The organism is Acinetobacter sp. LT1, from assembly GCF_059800965.1.
In genome coordinates this window covers 77,230-98,196 of sequence record NZ_JBBAXE010000015.1, presented here as the reverse complement: position 1 = coordinate 98,196, position 20,967 = coordinate 77,230, and the positions used below count along the sequence as shown (strand labels likewise).

At 39.2% G+C, this 20,967-nt stretch carries 13 protein-coding genes; 7 read left to right on the top strand and 6 right to left on the bottom strand.

All coding sequences use genetic code 11. The features are described 5' to 3' along the window. Together WBW42_RS14655 and WBW42_RS14650 are read left to right on the top strand one after the other, a co-directional pair. On the top strand, positions 1–5,479 hold a 5,479-nt coding region (locus WBW42_RS14655; RefSeq protein ID WP_336735241.1), incomplete at its 5' end, for a DUF637 domain-containing protein. A gap of 14 nt (positions 5,480–5,493) precedes the next feature. Continuing rightward, complete coding sequence (locus WBW42_RS14650) at positions 5,494–6,384, top strand: DUF6882 domain-containing protein (protein WP_005077084.1); 891 nt, start codon at positions 5,494–5,496, stop codon at positions 6,382–6,384. 264 nt (positions 6,385–6,648) lie between these two features. Here WBW42_RS14650 and WBW42_RS14645 read toward each other — a convergent pair whose 3' ends face one another. Next, positions 6,649–8,109 (bottom strand): coniferyl aldehyde dehydrogenase, encoded by a 1,461-nt coding sequence (locus WBW42_RS14645; RefSeq protein ID WP_032056783.1) that lies wholly within the window; start codon positions 8,107–8,109, stop codon positions 6,649–6,651. Between the two features lie 129 nt (positions 8,110–8,238). Between WBW42_RS14645 and WBW42_RS14640 the strand changes: the two genes are divergently transcribed. Next, positions 8,239–9,309 (top strand): AraC family transcriptional regulator, encoded by a 1,071-nt coding sequence (locus WBW42_RS14640; RefSeq protein WP_032056782.1) that lies wholly within the window; start codon positions 8,239–8,241, stop codon positions 9,307–9,309. A 15-nt stretch (positions 9,310–9,324) separates the two neighbouring features. On the opposite strand, the gene WBW42_RS14635 is transcribed toward WBW42_RS14640, so the two are convergent. The 3 genes from WBW42_RS14635 to WBW42_RS14625 form a co-directional block, all read right to left on the bottom strand. Beyond that, the gene (locus WBW42_RS14635) at positions 9,325–10,221 is read right to left on the bottom strand and encodes a DMT family transporter (protein ID WP_032056781.1); all 897 of its coding nucleotides are present in this window, start codon (positions 10,219–10,221) and stop codon (positions 9,325–9,327) included. Positions 10,222–10,346: 125 nt separating this feature from the next. Further along, a complete protein-coding gene (gene garD / locus WBW42_RS14630) occupies positions 10,347–11,894 on the bottom strand; it encodes a galactarate dehydratase (RefSeq protein WP_032056780.1) in 1,548 nt (515 codons plus the stop codon). A gap of 70 nt (positions 11,895–11,964) precedes the next feature. After that, on the bottom strand, positions 11,965–13,323 hold the full coding sequence (locus WBW42_RS14625) for an MFS transporter (protein ID WP_000369460.1): 1,359 nt from the start codon (positions 13,321–13,323) through the stop codon (positions 11,965–11,967). A 285-nt stretch (positions 13,324–13,608) separates the two neighbouring features. Here WBW42_RS14625 and gudD point away from each other — a divergent pair, with 285 nt between their 5' ends. The 4 genes from gudD to WBW42_RS14605 all read left to right on the top strand — a co-directional run bounded on the left by gudD (position 13,609) and on the right by WBW42_RS14605 (position 18,693). Then, positions 13,609–14,943 carry a glucarate dehydratase gene (gene gudD, locus WBW42_RS14620; RefSeq protein WP_045126603.1) on the top strand — a complete coding sequence of 445 codons (1,335 nt, stop codon included), beginning with the start codon at positions 13,609–13,611 and terminating at the stop codon, positions 14,941–14,943. Positions 14,944–15,209: 266 nt separating this feature from the next. After that, entirely contained in the window at positions 15,210–16,121 is a 912-nt protein-coding gene (gene kdgD, locus WBW42_RS14615; protein ID WP_009387806.1) for a 5-dehydro-4-deoxyglucarate dehydratase, read from the top strand. A 30-nt stretch (positions 16,122–16,151) separates the two neighbouring features. Further along, positions 16,152–17,738 (top strand): aldehyde dehydrogenase (NADP(+)), encoded by a 1,587-nt coding sequence (locus WBW42_RS14610; RefSeq protein ID WP_032056777.1) that lies wholly within the window; start codon positions 16,152–16,154, stop codon positions 17,736–17,738. Positions 17,739–17,979: 241 nt separating this feature from the next. Then, on the top strand, positions 17,980–18,693 hold the full coding sequence (locus WBW42_RS14605) for a FadR/GntR family transcriptional regulator (protein ID WP_000092887.1): 714 nt from the start codon (positions 17,980–17,982) through the stop codon (positions 18,691–18,693). Between the two features lie 71 nt (positions 18,694–18,764). Here WBW42_RS14605 and WBW42_RS14600 read toward each other — a convergent pair whose 3' ends face one another. Together WBW42_RS14600 and WBW42_RS14595 are read right to left on the bottom strand one after the other, a co-directional pair. Further along, entirely contained in the window at positions 18,765–20,516 is a 1,752-nt protein-coding gene (locus WBW42_RS14600) for a tannase/feruloyl esterase family alpha/beta hydrolase (protein WP_032056776.1), read from the bottom strand. A gap of 33 nt (positions 20,517–20,549) precedes the next feature. Further along, positions 20,550–20,939 carry a PaaI family thioesterase gene (locus WBW42_RS14595; RefSeq protein ID WP_032056775.1) on the bottom strand — a complete coding sequence of 130 codons (390 nt, stop codon included), beginning with the start codon at positions 20,937–20,939 and terminating at the stop codon, positions 20,550–20,552. Positions 20,940–20,967: the final 28 nt, after the last annotated feature.

The window sequence follows — 20,967 nt, the reverse complement described above, 5'->3', positions numbered from 1 at the left end:
TGCCGGAAAAATTGAACACAGTGGCACAATCAGTTCGACCAGTAAAACCCAAGGTTTAGTGAACATACAAACAACGGGTACGGGTGCAGCTGCCGATATCAACTCATCAGGGAGTATTAACAGTAATAGCATGTTAAATATCGATTCAGGTAATAACCTGAATGTAAATGCTAAAGAAATTATTATTAATGTCGGTAGCCTGGCTTCCTCTCCTTTAATTGTTAATGCCAAAGGTAATATCAATCTGGCTGCTGATACCCGCATTATGGATGATGCACAAGGTGGAGATGTCTATATTGATGCAGCGAATATCAATCTGGCAGCGGGCTCGGAACTTAAAAGTAACCGTGGTACAGCAACCATACAGGTACAAAAAGACTTGGTGGCAGCAAAAGGCGCAAAACTGATTGCTGCCAAAGATTTAAATGTTTTAAGTAACGGTAAGTTATCACTTACAGAGAACCATATACAGGCGTCATTAGGTTCAATCAACCTACAAGCAAATTCGGCTAATATTCAAAACCTGATTGATCTTCAAGGTGGGACGATCTATGCGGGTAAAGATCTCAACCTGTATAGTTCAGGAGATCTAAACCTAAAGAATCTTGGTTTTTCACTTGAAAACGCTGCAACCAGAGTTAAAAACATTAAAGCCTACAGTGGACGTGATCTGGTCTGGAATAATGCTGACAAGGCACTTCCGCTTATTACAGGTCTGGTTCAGTTGGATGCAGCCAATAATTTAACTGTTACAGCAAAAGAAATTTCCAACAAAGACAGCATTCAACTACATGCCAATCAAATAGCACTCAATAGTGCACTGACTTCACAAAAAAATATTGATGTGAGTTCTGAAATTGCTGACCTTGTTTTAAGTCAGGCACTCAAGGCTCAAGGTGATATTAATCTAACCGCACTTGCTGGTGGAGTTACTGCAAATAGCTTAAAGGCCACATCTTCTGCTGGAAAGATTTCTATACTCGCGAATAAAAATATAAATTTAAACTCGACCCAGACAACCAAGGCGATGCCTTCAGCTGATAAAGATGAATTAACAACTGATCAATCCGTTATTAGTGGTTTAAAAGGTGTAACACTTGGCTCGATTGGTGATGGCACCGTTAACTTACAGTCAGTACAAGTTAATGCGAATCAGGGCGATATATTAGTTTCGAGTAATAATGGAATCAATCTAAAGGCTAATAGTGATGTAGTTGTTACTGGGGATACGGGCCGATTTAAAACGGTAAATAATGTTCTAAAGGGACAAACTGTTTCGATAGAAAATAGCAAATCTGATATTAAAATCCAAAATACAGACCTCAGCTCAACGGTTGGTAAACTTGCGATCAATAGTAGAGCAGGCATGAGTACAATTATCGACAGCGTATTAACGTCAAAAGGTAATACTGAACTCTATGCAAAAGATTTACTGACTTTACAGGGGGTGAATGCTACTTCAGACCAGCATCTGGCGGTAAGCTCTGGTCGTACGGTTTATAGCAATGCTGAGTATACGCCAGCGACCAAATGGATTGCGGATAAAGTAACAAACTTAACGTCTAAAGGGGTAACCTCTGTAACGGCTACAGGAAACCAAGTATTACAAAATACAAATTTAACCGGTGGAGCTGTTTTATTAGAGGCGGGTGGTTTTATTTTAGGTCAGACTGGATTGAACTTAAATGCAGTCGGAAGTGATTTACTCAAGAATGATACAAAGTTAAATAGTTTAAATGGTGACCTAACAATTCAAACCAATTCTAACTTAACGATTGATCCAAAAGTTTATAGTCTAAAGGCGGTAGGTGATATTGAACTCGTTTCTAAAAATGGCACTTTAACTTTAAAAGGCTATGGTGGAACTGCGGGGAATGGATCGGAACAAGTTGTTAAGTTGGATACAGCAAATGGTGGTATCAATTTAGAGGGTGCTAAAGTTGATATTCAAGGTTCACAGTTAATAGCACAAAAAGATATTAAGATCGTTTCAAGTAAAGATGATGCGCTAATTGATGGAGTTAAAAATAATTTTTCTAGTTTACAAAAATTAAATTTAGCAAAAGATTATACTTTAAAAATAGAAGAAATGAATAAGGAACGTTTAAAGCTACAGTCACAAGATTATTTTAATGATTACTCTAATTTGGTGAAAAAATATCGCAATTATAATGATATGTTTCTTAAATATTGGGATTATGAACTTTTAGATCAAACCAAAAATAAAAATTCAGAAATATGGGTTAATGCATATAAAGAATATGAAAGAGATTTTAATGTATTTAAAGATAAGTATCCAATAAAAATAAATTATCCAGTTCCTGGGCAGCTTCCGTTCTTGCTTGGTGGAAATAATACTCCACTTGCTGTAGATTATGTTTTTGGTTTTAAATATGATAATGATTATATTAATGATGTCGAAAAAAATGAACTATTCTATAAGGAGAGTCTAAACGGATCTGAGCATGCTGAAACTAAGTTAACTTCAAAATCAGGAAATATAAATATTACTTCTGCTAAAGGTTTATCTATAAGTGGAGGAAATATTTCTGCTCAATTAGGACAAGTTAATTTAGAAGCAAGTGGTGTTTTAGCCGAACAGTATAAATCTTCAATTAGTAGTGGGGTTAATCAACCACCAAAATCATTAAATGCAAGTATTATTGTTGATGGTCATACAGATTTTTATGAGAAAGGTACTGAAAGTGAAGGGAATTATAGCTTCAGAACACTAGTCAGCCCTACCATTATTAATGGTGATAAAGGGGTTAACATAAGAACGGTGGGTAAAACCAAAGATGATAACTTGGTTTTACAAGCTACTGGTATTACTTCAAAAAATGGTGACGTAAAAATAGAATCAAATAAAAGTATTTTATTTGATGCAGCTATTGAGCAAAGCTATGATCTGACTACGACTACTGAAAAGAAAAAATCATGGGGTGGTTTAAAGAAAAAGTACATTACGACTGTTTCTGAAAATAATGACACAAATGCAGCTTCAGTTGATATTTCTGCAAAGAATATTTCTATTGAGACAAAGAAATTAGATCCATCTGTAGATGCTAAGACACCAGATAATAATATTGATATTTACTCTGGGCGCTTTACTGCCGAGGGCGGAACAATTTCGATTAAATCTGGCGGGAATCTTAACTTTTACACTGTGGAAGAATCTTCTAGCAGTACAGTAGATGTTACAAAGAAAACCTCATATTCTAAACTTATCTCACTTTTGGGCTCATCAAAAACTACTACTAATACAACACGAACACAGATTAGCGAATTACCTGCAAATTTAAAAGCAGATTATATTAATACGCAAGCGGTTGATAAGACGAAGCTTGTTGGAACAGAGTTTGAATATTTAAAAGGTGCAACGATTGAAACTGGAGGAACACTTGAATTAATAGCCGCTAAGACATCTATTACAGAGCTCTTAAAAAAAGAAAAAAGCTCATTAGCTTGGCAAGCGATGCAGGATAAAGGCTCAATTACTGAAACTGCTCAATTACCGAGTTTTAATGGACCAGTTTTACCTACCTTTAAAGCTGCAGGTGGTTTGAGTGTACAAGTTCCAATAAGTGAAAAAGACGTTAATAAGGTGGAGCTACGTGATGCGATTCTTGATTTATCTAAAAAACCAGGAAATGAATATTTAAAAGAATTAGTGAATCGAAAAGATGTAGATTGGCAAAAAGTTTTACTAACTCAAAAAGACTGGGACTATAAACAGCAAGGTCTTACAGCTGCTGGCGCTGCAATTATTGTGATTATTATAACGATTGTAACCATGGGTACAGGAACTGCTGCAGCGGCAGGAGCGGCTGGAGGAACAGCAGCAAGTGGGACTACAGTTGGTTTGGGCGCAAGTATGATTGGTTCAGCAGGCGTTACAACAGCAACAGTGGGAGGTGTAACCACAATTACAGGTGTTTCAACACTTGGTGCTATGGCAAATGCTGCTATTACAAGTTTAGCAACTCAAGCAGGTGTTAGCTTAATTAATAATGGCGGAGATATCGGTAAGACGCTTAAAGATTTAGGAAGTAAAGATTCAATTAAGAGTTTAGCAACATCTGTTGTTACAGCAGGAGTTTTAAGTAAAATTGCATCAATTGATCAGATGAAAGCTTTGCAGGAAACTACTAAGTCTGGAGAATTCTTTACAAATTTATCAGGTAGAGTGGGACAAGCTTTAGTTAATTCTACTGTTAGTGCTAGTGTTGATACGGCAGTTAATGGAGGTAGTCTAAGTGAAAAATTAAGTGCAAGTCTTGTGGCAGGATTGAGTGTAGCATTACAAGGTTCTTTAGCTGGAGAAATTGGTGAAAATCTTGATCTTGGTAGTAAAGAACTTTCTGACCAAATTTTGCATAAACTAGCTCATGCTGCAGCTGGTTGTATTGCTAGTTCATTACAAGAAAAATGCGAAGCTGGAGCGATTGGGGCGGTAGTTGGGGAAATGGTTGCTGGATCGTTTGATATGGAACCTGAAAATGACGGAGATTATAGTCAAGCTCAGCTAAATAAAGTTAGAAATGTTGGCCAATTGATTTCGGGTGTAGTTGCTGCTTCAGCAGGATATGATGTAACTGTTGCTTCGCAATCCGCATCAACTGCTATAGAAAACAATTGGGGTAAAGTACTTTCATCTACTGGTAAAGCTGCCTATAAGATTTTTAAAAAAGCTACTGAATTACAAAAAGCTGGCAAGAACTTAAATGATACCAATGTTTGGAAGGATATTTTAAAAGATACTGCTACAGGTGAATATCAAGATATGTTGAATTCTTTTAAAACAGCATTTAGTGCTGGTTCAACTCCTCTTGAAAGAACTTGGGCATTAATTGATCTTGCAACTGGAATTGATAAAAAAGATGTCAAGATTGTTCAGGATCTTCTTAAAGATAGGAATACTATTGCGAAGCGTTTACCAAATATTAAAAACGGTCAATTTTTTGATGATAAAAAAATAGAGGAACTTGTAAATCGGGGGGATGTTAAAAAAATTCATCAAATAGATGTGGGAGCAAAAGGTGGCTGGGCTAAGCAAGCCAATGGGAAGCTTGAAGCAAATTCAGCTTATTTGTTACCTAATGGTGCTGCATACGTTACCGATAATAGCGGGAATGTTAAAGAGGTTACTGCCAATTTAAGAAATATTTTAATGGATCGAAATAATTATCAACAAAGTATTGCTGGTAAAAGTGGTATTTCAGGAGATCAAGGAGGGCATTTAATAGCTGCATCTCTTGGTGGTTCAGGGGATCGTATTAATTTAGTTCCTATGGCCAAAACATTAAATAACGGTAGTTGGAAAGCTATGGAAAGTGAGTTAGCAAATGCGGTTAAACTAGGCAAGGATGTAAATATGAAAGTTGCAGTAGGTTATCCCACTGGCAGTAGTAGACCTAATAAATTTATAGTAACTGCTACTATTAATGGAAAATCCACTAATTATCAATTTTCACAGTAATAGGGATTAAATGAATGTACAAATTATTAAGTTCCGATATAGAATTATTTAAAAAGCAATCTTTAATTTTTGTTAAAAATAGGCCATGGGATTCAATTGTTACAAAAATTGGCATGTTTATTCACTCTTCTAAGTTTGAGCAATTTATTGTTTTTGATGGAAATATAGATGAAACAGGGGATATATATGCAGATGGAGAAGATCCCTTTAATAGTATTTCTAGTAGTTTGTGTGATAGGGCTATTGAAATTCAGAAAGAGAATTATATAAGAACAAAAGAAATAATTTGGGGTATTACTTTTACTTTGCATTTTGATGGAGAAATAAAAGTTGAGTATAATCCAAGAATACCTGAATGGTATGAGGGTAATCCTACGATTGACCTTGAAGAAGAAATTAAAAAAGAAACCTTAACAGATAGTAATACTCAGTCGAATACATATCAAGATGGTGTCAAAAGCTTAAATATTCAATCTATTTATCTAGCATGTCGTAAAGAGTTAGAGCTAAAGACTTTAAAAGCATCAAATGATTGGGGTATGAATATTGTAGATGAGTGGGATATTGATCTTGTTATAGGGGGCATAACATTTAATATTGGTGATCGACAAGAGTTTTTTGAAATTAATGTGATAGGAACTTATGATGAGAGAAACCAAACATTTATGTGGGCATGGGAACATCCTTCTATTCCACAGGATCTGCAAGAAGTGGCTTTAATTGTTAAAAAGTACGGAGAACAATATGAAATTGCTGAGTTACAACAACAATTAGTTTATTGTAGTGAAGAAGAAGCATGGAACTTTACTGCTTTAGCAGCACATTTGGCAAAAGCTGATGGAGCATATCGAGGTAAAGTGAATGGTAATTGGATTTATATTGTTTTTAAAAATGACAGTCAATAAACTTTGATGATTAGTTGTAGACAATTATTTATTTAAATATAGATATTTTATTAGTATTAAAAAAAGCTTGGTAATCCAAGCTTTTTTTAATTATGTACCATTTTATTGACTACTGTAATAGGAACAGTATAGCTATTACTCATACTAGGTTTTGGTACTAAAAATTCTGAATTGGTCTATAAGTAATTGGGATATAACTCTATTGCATTAATCAATTCTATAATTAACCAAAAAGCCTCATTACGAGGCTTTCTTTTATATTCTTTATTTAATACTTGGATCGCCTTTTTTCAAGAAAAAGCGAATCGCTAATTTTTGAAGGAATGTTCCATAAGGAGGGTGGAAAAGCTGAGTCGGGAAAAACCGATGGCGAATAAATACAGTTTTTGCATGTGAAAGTTCGCGGAAACCTTCCTCCCCATGATATGACCCCATACCTGAGTTGCCGATACCACCGAAAGGAGCATCATGGTTAACTACATGCCAACCCCAATCATTGATGGTCACACCGCCCGAATGAGTTTCACGTAAAATACGATCACGCTCTACCGAGCTATGTGTAAAGAAATAGAGCGCTAAAGGTCGTTCGTCCGATTTCACATAGGTAATCGCATCATCTAAAGAATCATAAGCCACCACAGGTAAAATAGGGCCAAAGAGTTCTTCTTTCATAATGCGCATGTCTGGTGTGCAATTCAGCATGATCTGTACAGGCATTCTACGGCCTTGTTGGTCGAAGCTATACGTGTCGCAAGGAATAATACGGGCACCTTTTTCTTGTGCATCGGTTAAGATATCTTGAATACGTTTTAAATGGCGGTCGTTCACAATGGATGTGTAATTCTCATTGTTTGTGATGTTTTGACCAAACATTTTTATAAAGCTTGATTTTGCAGCATCTACAAACTCATCAATACTTTCTTTTGGAACCAACGCATAGTCAGGTGCTACGCAGATTTGACCACTGTTTGTTGCTTTACCATGCGTAATACGTTTTGCCGCATCGGCAAGCGGGTAGTTGCGGCTTACAATTGCAGGAGATTTACCACCTAACTCAAGTGTAACAGGTGTTAAGTTTTCAGCTGCTGCTCGCATGACGACTTTGCCAATTGCAGGAGAACCCGTAAAGACAATATGATTAAATGGCAAAGAGGTAAATCTTGCTGGGTCTGTAATTTCTTCACCAAACACGGCCACTTCATCTTCATTAAAGACTTCGGCAAGCATGCGTCTTAGCATGGCATTAGTATTCGGTGTAATTTCAGGGAGTTTAATCATGACTCGATTGCCCGCAGCCAAAGCGGCAATGAGGGGGCCAAGTGCTAAATAAACGGGGAAGTTCCAAGGCACAATCACACCAACCACACCTTTAGGTTGGTATTGCACACTTAAACGGTTTGATAAAAATAAAAGCTCGGTACGGCGTTTGCTTGGGCGCATCCAGCGGCGTAAATGATGAATCGCATGATCGGCTTCCAACACAGAGCCAAGCAAATCTAGTAGTTTAGATTCATCAAGTGATCTAGAACTAAAATCGGAATTAATCGCAGCAGCTAAAGCATCTTGATAACGGATAATTTGTTTTTTAAGTTGATGCAGTTTTGTGCGACGTGCTTCAAGACTTGGATAGGGATCTACCTCAAAATTGGCACGTTGTTTGGAAAAAATAAGTTCCATATGTTCAGTGGCAGAGCCGCTATATTTTTTTAAGGTGGAGCTTTCCATTATTGTTCCTTCCATACTTTTGCTTATCATACTTTATGCTTGAAGCGTCGTATGGTCGATGTTAAATTGAGACAGCAAGAGGTAGTTTAGTGCCATTATGCACGTCACTCTAGGGATGGTGTGAATTAAATGCCTAATAATGTTTATAAAAATGCGAATAGTGTTATCGAAGGAAATTATGATAATACATCTCTGGGTTCGAATACATATTTGCTAGGTTTGACCAGTTTATTTGATGAAATGGGTTTGCAAGGCCATTCAATATTAGATGTTCTATCTGGCACAAATATTTCGCCAGATGCGATGAATCAATCCTCTTTATATATTTCTCAAGTTCAAAAAATTCAGCTATTTCAAAATATTCAAAAGCTATCACATGATCCACTCATTGGTCTGCGCGCAGGGCAAAAGCAGCGGTTGTCTGATTTTGGGGTATATGGCTATGCGTTATATTCCTCACGTAATTTTAGACAAGCGGTAGAGCTTGGTATCCGACACATTAAGCTTGCAGGGCCTATTTTAAAGAAGTCATTTTATATTCGAGATGACGTTGCCATTTTTGAAGGGCAGGACATTATTGCACTTGGTAAGCTTCTGCCTTTGGTATGCGAGTTTTGGTTTAGCTCAATGCAAACTTTAATTGAACGGGTACTTGAAGGACCATTTCAAGCGAAGAAGCTTTTATTACCATACCCAGCGCCTGACTATGCAGAAGAATATGAAAAAGTGTTTCATTGTCCCGTTCAGTTTAATGCTGGGGTGATGCAATGGCACTTTGAATTAAAGTGGCTCGATGTACTTTGCCCAAATGCCAACCCGATTACTGCGGACATGTGTAAGTCCTTTTGTGAGCGGATGCTAGGTGCTGCTGAACTTGAAGAGCCTGAGTTGGTGAAAACAATCCGTTTAATATTATTGGATGGAACAGGGCTTTTTCCATCAGCTCAAGAAATGGCTGAACGGTTACATATGTCAAAGCGTACCTTACATCGGCGTTTGGCAAGTTTTGATTTAACTTATCAGGAGTTATTAGATGAGACTCGGCGCCGTCTTGCGGATGAATATTTGCGAGAAACAACTTTAACCGTAGATGAAATTGCTGAGAGAATTGGCTTTTCAGATACTTCTAATTTTAGAAAAGCCTATCGTCACTGGACAGGCATTTCACCAAATGAGTATCGAATACAGTACATAAATTAGATTAAGGTTTGTTTGTTATTTAAATCGAGAAAGTAACTTTTTCTGCAAAACTGGATTACAGAGCAAAATCGCAAATAAAATAATAAATATGCCGATAATGCTGAATAGATCAGGTAATTCATGCCAAAAAACAAATCCCCAAATTCCTGCAAAAATAATGGCAATGTAGTTCATTGGGCCAATTTGGCCAGCTGGGGCTAGGCTATAAGCATAAGACATAAAAAGTTGGCTTATATTTGCTAAAAGTCCTGCGGCAATGAGTAATGCTAGTTCATGCCAAGTGAAAATACGCCAATGCCAAAACATTGGAATAGAGGAAATTAAACTACCGAAAACACAGAAGTAAAAAACGATACGCTCAGGCGGCTCTGTATTGGTTAAAGCTCTTACGGTGACAAAGGCCATTGCTGATAAAAAGCATGCACCCAAGCCAATAAAAGATAATGCGTTAAATAGACCTTGATCGGGTTTAGCGACAAATAAAACTCCAATGAGCCCAATCACAGCGGCAAAAATCATCGATTTGGTAATTTTTTCTTTTAAGAAAAGCCATGCAATCAGTGGAATAAAGATAGGAGATGAATAACTAAAAACCATGGCATTTGAGAGTTTTAAGTTCGCAATGGCATAGAAAAAACCATACATGGCGGCTAGCCCGACAATACTTCGCCAAGTATGCATCCAGAGTTTATCGGTTTTAATAAAGTCTAAACCTTGTTTAAAGAGCATCGGAATGAAAATAAATAAACCTACTGCATTTCTAAAAAACACGACGGTCGCATTGTCTACCGTTTCTGAAGCAAAACGAATGCATACTCCCATAATGGAAAATAATAATGCCGATGTCATAAGACAAAGCAGCGCTTTTCCAAGTTGAGTTGAGGGGAGATTTGAAGCAGTCTGATTTTGCATAGAGAAATAGAGTTCTTAATTTTCGATGTTATTTTAGCAGCGATGTTAAGTTTTAGTGAAATGTGTCGTAATTAAGATGGGAAATGTGAAAAGATGAGGTGATATGCCTCATCTTTTAAACCTTATTAGGTCACGGGTGCAGGGTTAAATACAGCGAGTGAGTTATGAATACCCCAACGGTCCGACCACGTTTGTTTTTCGCCACTAGCCACTTGTAAAATCAGTTCAAAAAGTTCCCAGCCCACTTCTTCAATAGTTTTCTTTCCAATCGCAATATCGCCAGCACTGATATCAATCAGGTCATACCAACGGTTTGCAATATTGTTTCGGCTTGCCATTTTAATGACAGGTACGGCTGCCAGCCCGTAGGGTGTACCACGACCTGTGGTAAAGACTTGAACAGTAATACCAGATGCCATTTGCTGCGTACCACAGATAAAGTCACTCGAAGGGGTGGCCGCAAAAATTAACCCCTTTTTTGTCGGTCTTTGGCCCGGTGCGAGAACTTCTACAATCGGTGAGCGGCCTGATTTTGCAATTGATCCCATCGCTTTTTCTACAATGTTATTCAGTCCACCTTTTTTATTACCCGGTGTGGTATTGGCACTTCGGTCTACTTGGCCTGCTGCTAAATAGTCATCGTACCATTTCATTTCCCGAATTAGATCTTTGGCAACTTGTTCATTTGCTGCACGTGGAGTAAGTAGGTGAATACCATCGCGGACTTCCGTAACTTCAGAGAACATGACTGTACCGCCACATTGCACAATCAAGTCAGCTGCGAAACCAACGGCAGGGTTAGAGGTAACTCCCGAAAATGCATCACTCCCACCACATTGCATGCCTACAACTAAATTAGAAACTGGAACTTCTTCTCGAGTACGTTGATTAAGCTTTTCAAGGTGTTGTTCTGCCACGGTTAAAATATGATTCACCATACTTTCAAAACCGTTGTGGCGTTCATCTTGTAACTGAATAATATCTTCGTTTGCTAGGGGAATATATTTGTTTTCTTTAGGAATATTTAAAAGTCGTTCGGGTTGCATTTTTTCGCAGCCCAGACTCACCACCATAATTTCTCCACCAAAATTAGGGTTGAGTGCAAGGTTATGTATGGTACGAATAGGAACAATTGCAGCGGGTGCATCAATTGCCACACCACAGCCATATAAGTGATTTAATCCAACTACTCCATCTACATTTGAATATTTAGGAAGTAAATCACGTTCAATAATCTTAACGACATAATCGACAATACCCTCTACACAGTTAACACTGGTCGTGATACCTAAAATATTTTTTGTGCCGACGCTGCCATCCTTATTTTTATAACCTTTAAATGTATATCCGGTCAGTGGAGGAAGCTTGGGGGCGGGGCGAGTTGCTAACTCAAGATCATCTAGCTCAGGCGCCTCTGGCATTTGGGTAACAGCTTCATTCACCCAAGAACCTGCGGGTAAATCTTTGTTGGCATAGCCAATGATTTCGCCATAACGAACAATTGCTTCACCTTGCTTTAACGGCTCCAATAAAACCTTATGTCCTTGTGGTACTTCATCAACCAAGATGAGTTGGTATTCTTCAATATATGTCGAGGATGGTAAGCCACCGTCATTGACCACAATGGCTACATTATCGAGAGGACTGATTCTTATTAGGAGAGGCTTCAGCATGATCGTTCCTTGTATACATTTGAAGAGAGGCCATAACGCTTAATGTGTTTAAGCGTTATGGTGTAAAGGTTTAAGAAGTAGGTTTTAATTCGAAGCGCTGAATTTTACCGACAATAACGGTATAGCAAATGACAGCTGCGATGGCATGTATACCGACATAAGTTAATGCAAGGTTGAAAGAGCCTGTACTTGCCAAGATATAGCCGATCACAATTGGGGTCACGATTCCTGCCGTATTACCAAATGCATTCATCATTCCACCTGATAAACCAACCATTTCTTTTGGGGCAACGTCAGACATCACTGCCCAGCCTAAAGAGCCGATTCCTTTACCGAAGAATGATAAGGACATAAAGAATACAATTGCTGCTTGAGAATCTACGTAATTACATAAAATAATTGAAGTTGAAACCAAGAAGCCGACTACGATAGGGAGCTTTCTCGAAAAGCTTAAGCTGTAATTCATTCGAATTAATTTATCTGAAATTAAGCCACCTAAAATTCCGCCTACAAAGCCACAGAGTGCTGGTGCAACCGCCGCAAAACCCGCTTCTAAAATGCTGAGATGTCTTTCTTTGACAAGGTAAACAGGGAACCAAGTCAAGAAAAAATAGGTCAGTGTATTTACACAATATTGGCCAATAAAAATACCGAGCATCATACGTGAAGCAAGAAGTTGTTTAACTTTACTCCAAGTAATTTTCTCTTTTTTAGCGTTTTGGCTGTTTTCGCCCATATCGAGTAAAGCACCTTCTGAAGCAATGTATTTTACTTCTTCAGGATTGACTGTTGGATGATTGGTCGGGCTATAAATGACCTTGAGCCAGATAAAGGAAAGAATGATTCCTAAACCACCCATGACCCAGAAAATAGACTGCCAGTGGACGGTTGCAACAAGCCAGCCCATGAGGGGAGCGAAAAGTACGGTCGAGAAATAAGAGGATGAGTTAAAAATGGCAGCGGCAGTTCCACGTTCTTTGGTTGGAAACCATGCAGCAGCAATTTTACTGTTACCCGGAAAAGCAGGTGACTCAGACAGACCGACTAAAAATCTGAGTATAAAGAGTGAAGTAATGATGGTCGCAGTATCACCTAAAATGTCGGTAAAACCGATTAAAACAGTGAACAAAGACCATAAAAACAGGCTCCAGAAATATACACGGCGAGCACCAAACTTATCGAGTAGCCAGCCGCCTGGAATTTGACCAATCACATAGGCCCATGCAAAGGCCGAGAAAATATATCCCATAGTGACTGAGTCAATTCCCAGTTCATGAGACATTGGCGTTGCTGCCATTGAGAGAGTTGCACGATCACCGTAATTAAAAGCCGTGACCAAAAAAATCATCGCAAGAATGTAGTAGCGAGTTTTTGTATGTTTGGCTCTTTGCTGAGTCACTACAGCAATATTTGTTTGCAGATTATCCATATACAAACTCTTTTTAATAATCGACCTATTTGCATATCCGTGAAATAGGTGACGTCATGTCAAATTCATCGATAGAATAGATGATAAAACGGAATTTTGTATCTACTCTATAGTCCTAGTTCTAAAACCGCGTCTTTAGATGTATGACATCATATGATTAAAAATATTATTTTGGCAAGTAGGGTCAAAAAATAATTTTTATGCGGGTTTATATTGACAAGTTGTCTGATGTCTTATAAGTTTTGGTAATGAAAAAATAGTATCAGAATGCCAAGGAGTATTTTAATGGCGACCTCTACACCTATCGTTAAATCAATTCGAGCAATTCCTGTTGCTGGACATGACAGCATGCTGCTCAATTTGAGTGGTGCTCATGGACCTTATTTCACTCGTAATATACTTATTATCGAAGATAATTCTGGAAATATTGGTGTAGGTGAAATTCCGGGTGGAGAAAAAATTTTAGCGACGTTAAATGATGCTAAAGCCTTGGTAGAAGGGCAACCGATTGGCGAATATAAAAATCTACTTAAAAAAATTCAGCAAACTTTTGCTGATCGTGATAGTGGTGGCCGAGGCAATCAAACCTTTGATTTACGCATCACAATTCATGTTGTAACGGCTTATGAGTCAGCATTACTTGATTTGCTTGGCAAGCATTTAAATGTGAATGTCGCAAGCTTACTAGGTGAAGGCCAGCAACGTAGTGAAGTTGAAGTTTTAGGATATTTATTCTTTATCGGTGACCGAAAACAGACTTCATTAGACTATGCGACTACACCTCAGCATAACCATGACTGGTATAAAGTCCGTCATGAAAAAGCGTTAACACCCGAGGCAGTACAGCGTTTAGCAGAAGCATCTTATGACCGTTATGGTTTTAAAGACTTTAAATTAAAAGGTGGTGTATTACAGGGCGAGCAAGAAGCCGAAGCTGTTACAGCTATCGCGCGCCGTTTTCCAGAAGCGCGTGTAACGCTTGATCCAAACGGAGCATGGTTTTTAGATGAAGCAATTGCTTTGGGTAAACATTTAAAAGGTGTGCTGGCCTATGCGGAAGACCCGTGTGGTGCAGAACAAGGTTATTCAAGCCGTGAAATTATGGCCGAGTTTAAACGTGCAACAGGTTTACCCACTGCGACCAATATGATTGCTACGGACTGGCGTGAAATGTCGCATAGTATCCAATTGCAAGCTGTTGATATTCCTTTGGCTGATCCACATTTTTGGACATTGGAAGGTTCGGTTCGAGTTTCACAGCTCTGCAATATGTATAACTTAACGTGGGGTTCGCATTCTAATAATCACTTTGATATTTCACTTGCCATGTTTACCCATGTTGCTGCCGCTGCGGTAGGTAAGGTAACGGCAATTGATACGCACTGGATTTGGCAAGAAGGTACAGATCAGCTCACTAAAGCACCGCTTGAAATTAAAGACGGTAAAATTCAGGTGCCAACAGCACCGGGACTTGGGGTTGAGCTGGACTGGGATAGAATTAATCAAGCCCATGAACTGTATAAATTAAAAGGTTTAGGGGCTCGTAATGATGCCGATGCGATGCAATTTTTAATACCAAATTGGTCATTTAATAATAAAAAGCCGTGTTTGGTTCGTTAATGTTTTACCGATATCTTTGAAAAATTCGCTTTTTGAGTTTTCTTAATGCTTTGCTGTCCATATGGGCAGCTTTTTTTATGTCTAACGATTAGTCCTAATATTGAGAGTTTTTAAAGATGTTTTATAAAACAATAGGTTAAATTATTTTAGATAATGAACTTTGATCTTTTTAAAAAATTTAATTTTTCAGAGGAAAAATATATTGATTAAAATAAAATTTATGATGTAAGATGTCTGACAACATAAACATGTATGGATATTTTCTAATGGATGCTCTTGAGTTAAAAAACATTGTTTCTGATGGCCTTCTTTCTTTTCCGGTTACTGACTTTGACCAAAATGGGGACTTTAACAAATCTTCTTATGCAAAACGTCTTGAATGGTTAGCGCCTTATGGTGCAAGTGCATTATTTGCTGCGGGTGGTACAGGCGAGTTTTTCTCGTTAACTGGAAGTGAATACTCTGACGTGATTAAAACAGCTGTCGATACTTGTAAAGGTAGTGTACCGATTATTGCTGGGGCAGGTGGTCCGACACGTCAGGCGATTGAACAGGCAAAAGAAGCAGAGCGCTTAGGTGCACACGGTATTTTGTTAATGCCGCATTACCTAACTGAAGCAAGCCAAGAAGGTTTGATCGAACACGTTAAGCAAGTATGTAACTCAGTAGACTTTGGTGTAATTTTTTATAACCGTAGCGTTTCAAGATTAAATCTCGATTCAATCCAAAAGTTAGCCGAGATGTGCCCGAACTTAATCGGCTTTAAAGACAGCTCTGGTCAAATCGATATGATGACGGCAGTGACTCAGACTATGGGTGACCGTTTGTCGTATTTAGGTGGTTTACCAACAGCAGAAGTTTTTGCAGCGCCATATAAAGCCTTAGGTTGCCCAGTTTATTCATCAGCTGTATTTAACTTTATTCCAAAGACTGCAATGGAGTTTTATAACGCGCTTCGCAGTGATGACTTTGAAACAACCAATCGTTTGATTAAAGATTTCTTCTTGCCACTGATTAAAATTCGCGACCGTAAATCAGGTTATGCAGTAAGCATGATTAAAGCAGGTGCCAAAATTGTTGGGCATGATGCAGGTCCAGTGCGTCCGCCATTAAGTGATTTAACTCAAGCAGACTATGAAGATTTGGCTGCGCTCATTGCGACACTTGGTCCGCAATAATTCTAACTGTTTAGGTATTGGAGCTTTAAAATGAGTAAAAATAACGGTCGGCAGTTTATTAATGGTCAACGTGTTGCTGCAAATGCGCCAGCCCTAGAAAGTATAGCTGCAAAAGACTATCAGCCAACAGGTTATGTATTTAGTCAGGCGACCCTTGAAGAAGTGGATCAAGCTGCTCAAGCTGCACATAACGCTTTTTTAGTTTATAGCCAAACTTCTCAAGAGCAACGAGCCTCTTTTCTTGAAGAAATTGCTCGCCAAATTGAAGCATTAGGTGCGAACCTGCAAGAAGTCGCTTCACTTGAAACAGGCTTACCACTTGCTCGTCTTCAAGGAGAAACAGGCCGTGTTACTGGTCAGCTTCGACTGTTTGCTGAACTTTTACGCCGTGGCGATTTTTATGGTGCTCGTATTGATGTGGCATTACCAGAACGTAAGCCCTTGCCGCGTGTCGATTTGCGTCAATATAAAGTTGGGGTAGGACCGGTTGCTGTGTTTGGCGCGAGTAATTTCCCACTTGCATTTTCAACAGCTGGCGGTGATACCGTAGCTGCTTTAGCAGCAGGGTGTCCGGTTGTCTTTAAAGCACACTCTGGTCATATGGCAACTGCTGAGCTTGTTGCAGAAGCCATTGAACAAGCAATCGAAGTTTGCGATATGCCTAAAGGCACATTCAATATGATTTTTGGTGGCCGTATTGGCGCAAACTTGGTAGAACATCCACTGATTCAGGCAGCTGGTTTTACGGGTTCTCTTGAAGGCGGAATGGCACTTTATAACCTTGCGCAGAGCCGTCCTCAGCCAATTCCATTCTTTGCTGAAATGTCGAGTGTGAACCCTGTAGTGGTTTTATCTCAAGCGCTGAATTCTCGTGGTGAACAAATCGCACAAGATACGGTTGCCTCATTTAATATGGGATGTGGCCAGTTCTGTACAAAACCAGGGTTAATTTTAGGCGTACAAGGTCCTGAATTTGACAGTTTCGTAGCAGCTTTAGCTGAAAGCACGCAAAAAGCTGTGCCTCAGGTCATGTTGAATGAAGGAACTTTAAAAAGCTACCGTCAAGGTATTGATGCTCTAAACAGCGAAGCTGGTTTTGAAGTTATTGCGACAGGACAAGAGGCCGAGCTAGTTTCTCAAGCAAAAGCACATCTGTTTAAAGCGGATCAATCTGTTTTATTGTCAGGCAACCCAAAACTACAACATGAAGTTTTCGGGCCAATGTCGATTGTGATTGGCGTAGAGGATGAAGCGACTTTGTTAAAAGGGATCGGGGCTTTAGGTGGACAGCTTACGGCAACGATTATTGGTGATGAAAATGAGTTGTCCAAAGCAGGCGAACTTCTTCATTTGCTAACCGGTAAAGCTGGCCGTGTATTGTTTAACGGTTTCCCGACAGGAGTTGAAGTGTCTGATGCAATGGTGCATGGTGGTCCTTTCCCTGCAACGAGTGATGCACGCGGAACTTCGGTGGGTACGGGAGCGATTGAGCGTTTCTTGCGTCCGGTATGTTTCCAAAATACACCACAAGTTTTATTACCCGATGCATTAAAAGATAGTAATCCACTACAGATTACTCGTCTGGTCAATGGGCAATTAACTCAGGCTCAAATTTAAAAGTTGTGCAGCTCAATCAACGCTATTGAGCTGCATATTTTTTAACTTATTCAACGCATTATTAAATATCAACAGAAGCATAAGTTGCTTACTTTTTAAATATGTGTGAGGGTTTGATAACAGAGATAAAATATTTTGATTTTAATAACTTAGAGGTATAAAAACCGAATATGACTATCGTCTAAGTTTATAGTAAAATGAATTTTCTAATTTTTTCAACATTTCATGAGTTCTTCAGATTATGTCTAGCGCAATTAAACCTAGATCAACAAAAAAACTAAGCCAGATTATTGTGGAACAACTGATCGAAAAAATTCAGTCTGGAGACTTCCAAGTCGGAGAGAAAATTCCGACCGAACTTGAATTAATTGAAACTTTTGAAGTAAGCCGTTCTGTTATTCGTGAAGCCATCACTGAGTTGCGTTCTTTAGGGTTTGTCGAGACTCGTCACGGGATTGGTACTTTTGTAAAAGAGCAGACGGTTGAACAGAATTTTTTGCTGTCTAATGCCAGTTTAGAAACCATTAACGATATTGTTTCTTTACTTGAGCTCCGAATTAGCCTTGAGTCAGAAGCTGTTTTTTTAGCCTCTGAGCGCCGTAAGCAAATCCACATCGATAAAATGAAAGCTGCGCTTGAAGACTTTGAACGTCATATTTCATCAGATGCAAATGATGGCACAGTAAAAGCTGATTATGATTTCCATATTGCCATTGCTGAAGCTTCTGAAAACCAATATTTCGTTGATTTTTTGAAGTATCTGGGTGAAAAAATTATTCCACGTGCACGTGTTAAATCTATTGAGCAAAGTCCTGAAAATCGCGAAGAATATTTAAAAGCGGTTCACCATGATCATGTCAATATTTATAACGCAATTGTCGATCAGGATGGTTTGTTGGCTAGACAAATGATGCGAGCTCATTTGTCTAAAAGTATTAAAAAGTTTAAGCAGTAAAGCTTGAGCTAAGATTAAGAAAAAAATAAAAAAGAGAGCCTGTTTAGCTCTCTTTTTTATTTTATAGGGTGTTATTTACAGCTAAAGTTTTCAGCTTTCTCACTATCACCTTGACCATTGTAACGGGCGATCAGTGGGTAAGGGCAAAGTGGACGGGTGCGGTCTGGTGCCCAGTCTTGTGGAAGCTCAGTATTTACTTGACCACTTGGGTTACCTGCGCCGCGTGCGGTCGCAATGATTTTGTCAGGTGCTTGTCCATATTCCACCCAGTTGACTAAAGCAGTCAGCGCATCAAATTGGTCGGTCGCAATACCATCACGGGTATGGTTCATACCCGGAACTCTAAAGAAACGTGCGAAGTCAGGTGCTGTACCTTTTGCATCATTTTTATAGTGTTGCAGCAGTTGATCGTACCAATTTTGAGTGTCATCTACAGAGAAAACGCCGTCTGCTGTGCCTTGTACCACAATCATTTTTCCACCGTGATTACGGAGTTTATCTAGATTGAGTTCATCAGGTGGCATCATGAATGACATCGAACTTTCTGTGTACACATCATTGGTTGCTGAGAGTTTTGGATAGTCGGTATCGAAGTTAAAATTAAAGGCAAATTGTCTAGAATTTTGAGTCACAGTTGGGTCTGGTGGAACCTGAAAAAGAATGCCGACTGCAACGGGGTCACGTGTTGTTCCCACCGAAGATTCGAATTTCCAGCTTGCCCAGTTACTGCCGACTAAACCGGGGTCGAAAGGCTGGGTTGCATAGAGCGCTTGTCCAGCCGAATTTATAGGACCACGGTAAATGTTGGCTAATACATCAATTTGTTCGGTACTTAAACAAGTACCATCTCTTGTGCTTGAGCAAACAGGTACATCTTTGTGAATATCAAAAGCCGTACGGCAAGCCTCAACATCTTGGACCAAGCCATCTGCAACACCGTCTAAAGCATCGCATCGATCTAAAATCGCTTTTGCTAAAACTTTACGCTCTGAAAGAGTTAGAGCAGTACTTAGATCATTTTCATCTGTTGCGACACGACGAAGCTGCTGTGCCGTGTAGAGTTGAGCTGCGGCTGCACGAGGTAGGTGAAAACCTGGTGTGCTTGCTAAAATTCCATCATATTGGTCGCCCAAACGGGTTGCGGCAATCATGGCATGACGCCCGCCGTTCGATGTACCGCCTGCATAGGAGCGGTCTGGTAATTTACCATAGGCGGCTTTAATTAGGTTTTTTGCCATAGGCGTGAGTTTGGTAATTGCACCATATCCATAGTTAATTCTGGCTTGAGGGTCTAAACCGAACATTGGATTTTGTGAGGCATTATGTCCGGCATCGGAAGAAATAACAGCAAAACCATCATGTAGAGCATTGGTGAGTGGTCCACCGCTACCAACCTGACCCGTTGCAGGAACTAAATTACCATCGGTTCCACCATTGCCTTGATAGAGAAAACGACCATTCCAGTCTATTGGTAAGCGCATTTCAAAACCAATTTGATAGGTTTGTCCATCGACTGGGCTTACCCGTTGATCCATATAACCTTTGACTAAACAATGAGCGCCAATCGGTTTGTTGGCTACAGTCAATGTGCCTGCTTCTTGAAGGGTAGCTGAGCTAATGACCGTATTGTTGTATTGAAATCCAAGTAAGTTCGTACAGCTTCCTGTCATTTTTACGCCCACAGCAGGAGACAGCTGCGGTGGTTTGGTTGTTGAGGGAACCGTTGTGTCATCATTATCACTTCCACAGCCTGTCAAAGCACCAAGCATGGCAAGTACTAAAGCGGAGTGGGTCAAAATTCGTTTATTGTTGGTGTAATTCATTTATTCATATCCTTATTGAATGAATGGTTGTAATTAATCTAAAACCAAAAAATTAGCTGTGCTTCGTGCGAGCATTTTGTTGTTTTGCCAAGCTTCACTTTCGAGATTCAGTACAGTTTTACCTTGTTTAATGAATCGGCATTTTGTAATGACTTCACCCACAGCACAGGGCCTTAAAAAATCCATCGTTAAGTTAATGGTGGTGGCTGGTTTATGGTCATTGGCGAGATATGCAAAAAGGCCCATTACATCATCAAGCATCGCGCAGATCATGCCGCCTTCAACAGTGCCGCGTGGATTGGTAAAGCTTTCTAGCGCTGTGTAGTGGATGGTGAGTTCAGTGTTTTTGTCATTCCAATGAATATTGTGTCCACCCAAATGATGATGGATAGGCGGTAAGTGTTCTAAAGTTTTTTGATCCATAATGAAGGGTCCATCCTTTTTGTAGGTG

Bases quoted from the DNA above. Each gene is read 5' to 3' on its own strand.
- WBW42_RS14645 (WP_032056783.1), bottom strand. From the start codon at position 8,109: ATGGAAAGCTCCACCTTAAAAAAATATAGCGGCTCTGCCACTGAACAT.
- WBW42_RS14625 (WP_000369460.1), bottom strand. From the start codon at position 13,323: ATGGATAATCTGCAAACAAATATTGCTGTAGTGACTCAGCAAAGAGCC.
- WBW42_RS14600 (WP_032056776.1), bottom strand. From the start codon at position 20,516: ATGAATTACACCAACAATAAACGAATTTTGACCCACTCCGCTTTAGTA.
- WBW42_RS14640 (WP_032056782.1), top strand. From the start codon at position 8,239: ATGCCTAATAATGTTTATAAAAATGCGAATAGTGTTATCGAAGGAAAT.
- WBW42_RS14635 (WP_032056781.1), bottom strand. From the start codon at position 10,221: ATGCAAAATCAGACTGCTTCAAATCTCCCCTCAACTCAACTTGGAAAA.
- WBW42_RS14650 (WP_005077084.1), top strand. From the start codon at position 5,494: ATGTACAAATTATTAAGTTCCGATATAGAATTATTTAAAAAGCAATCT.
- WBW42_RS14595 (WP_032056775.1), bottom strand. From the start codon at position 20,939: ATGGATCAAAAAACTTTAGAACACTTACCGCCTATCCATCATCATTTG.
- WBW42_RS14610 (WP_032056777.1), top strand. From the start codon at position 16,152: ATGAGTAAAAATAACGGTCGGCAGTTTATTAATGGTCAACGTGTTGCT.
- gudD (WP_045126603.1), top strand. From the start codon at position 13,609: ATGGCGACCTCTACACCTATCGTTAAATCAATTCGAGCAATTCCTGTT.
- WBW42_RS14605 (WP_000092887.1), top strand. From the start codon at position 17,980: ATGTCTAGCGCAATTAAACCTAGATCAACAAAAAAACTAAGCCAGATT.
- garD (WP_032056780.1), bottom strand. From the start codon at position 11,894: ATGCTGAAGCCTCTCCTAATAAGAATCAGTCCTCTCGATAATGTAGCC.
- kdgD (WP_009387806.1), top strand. From the start codon at position 15,210: ATGGATGCTCTTGAGTTAAAAAACATTGTTTCTGATGGCCTTCTTTCT.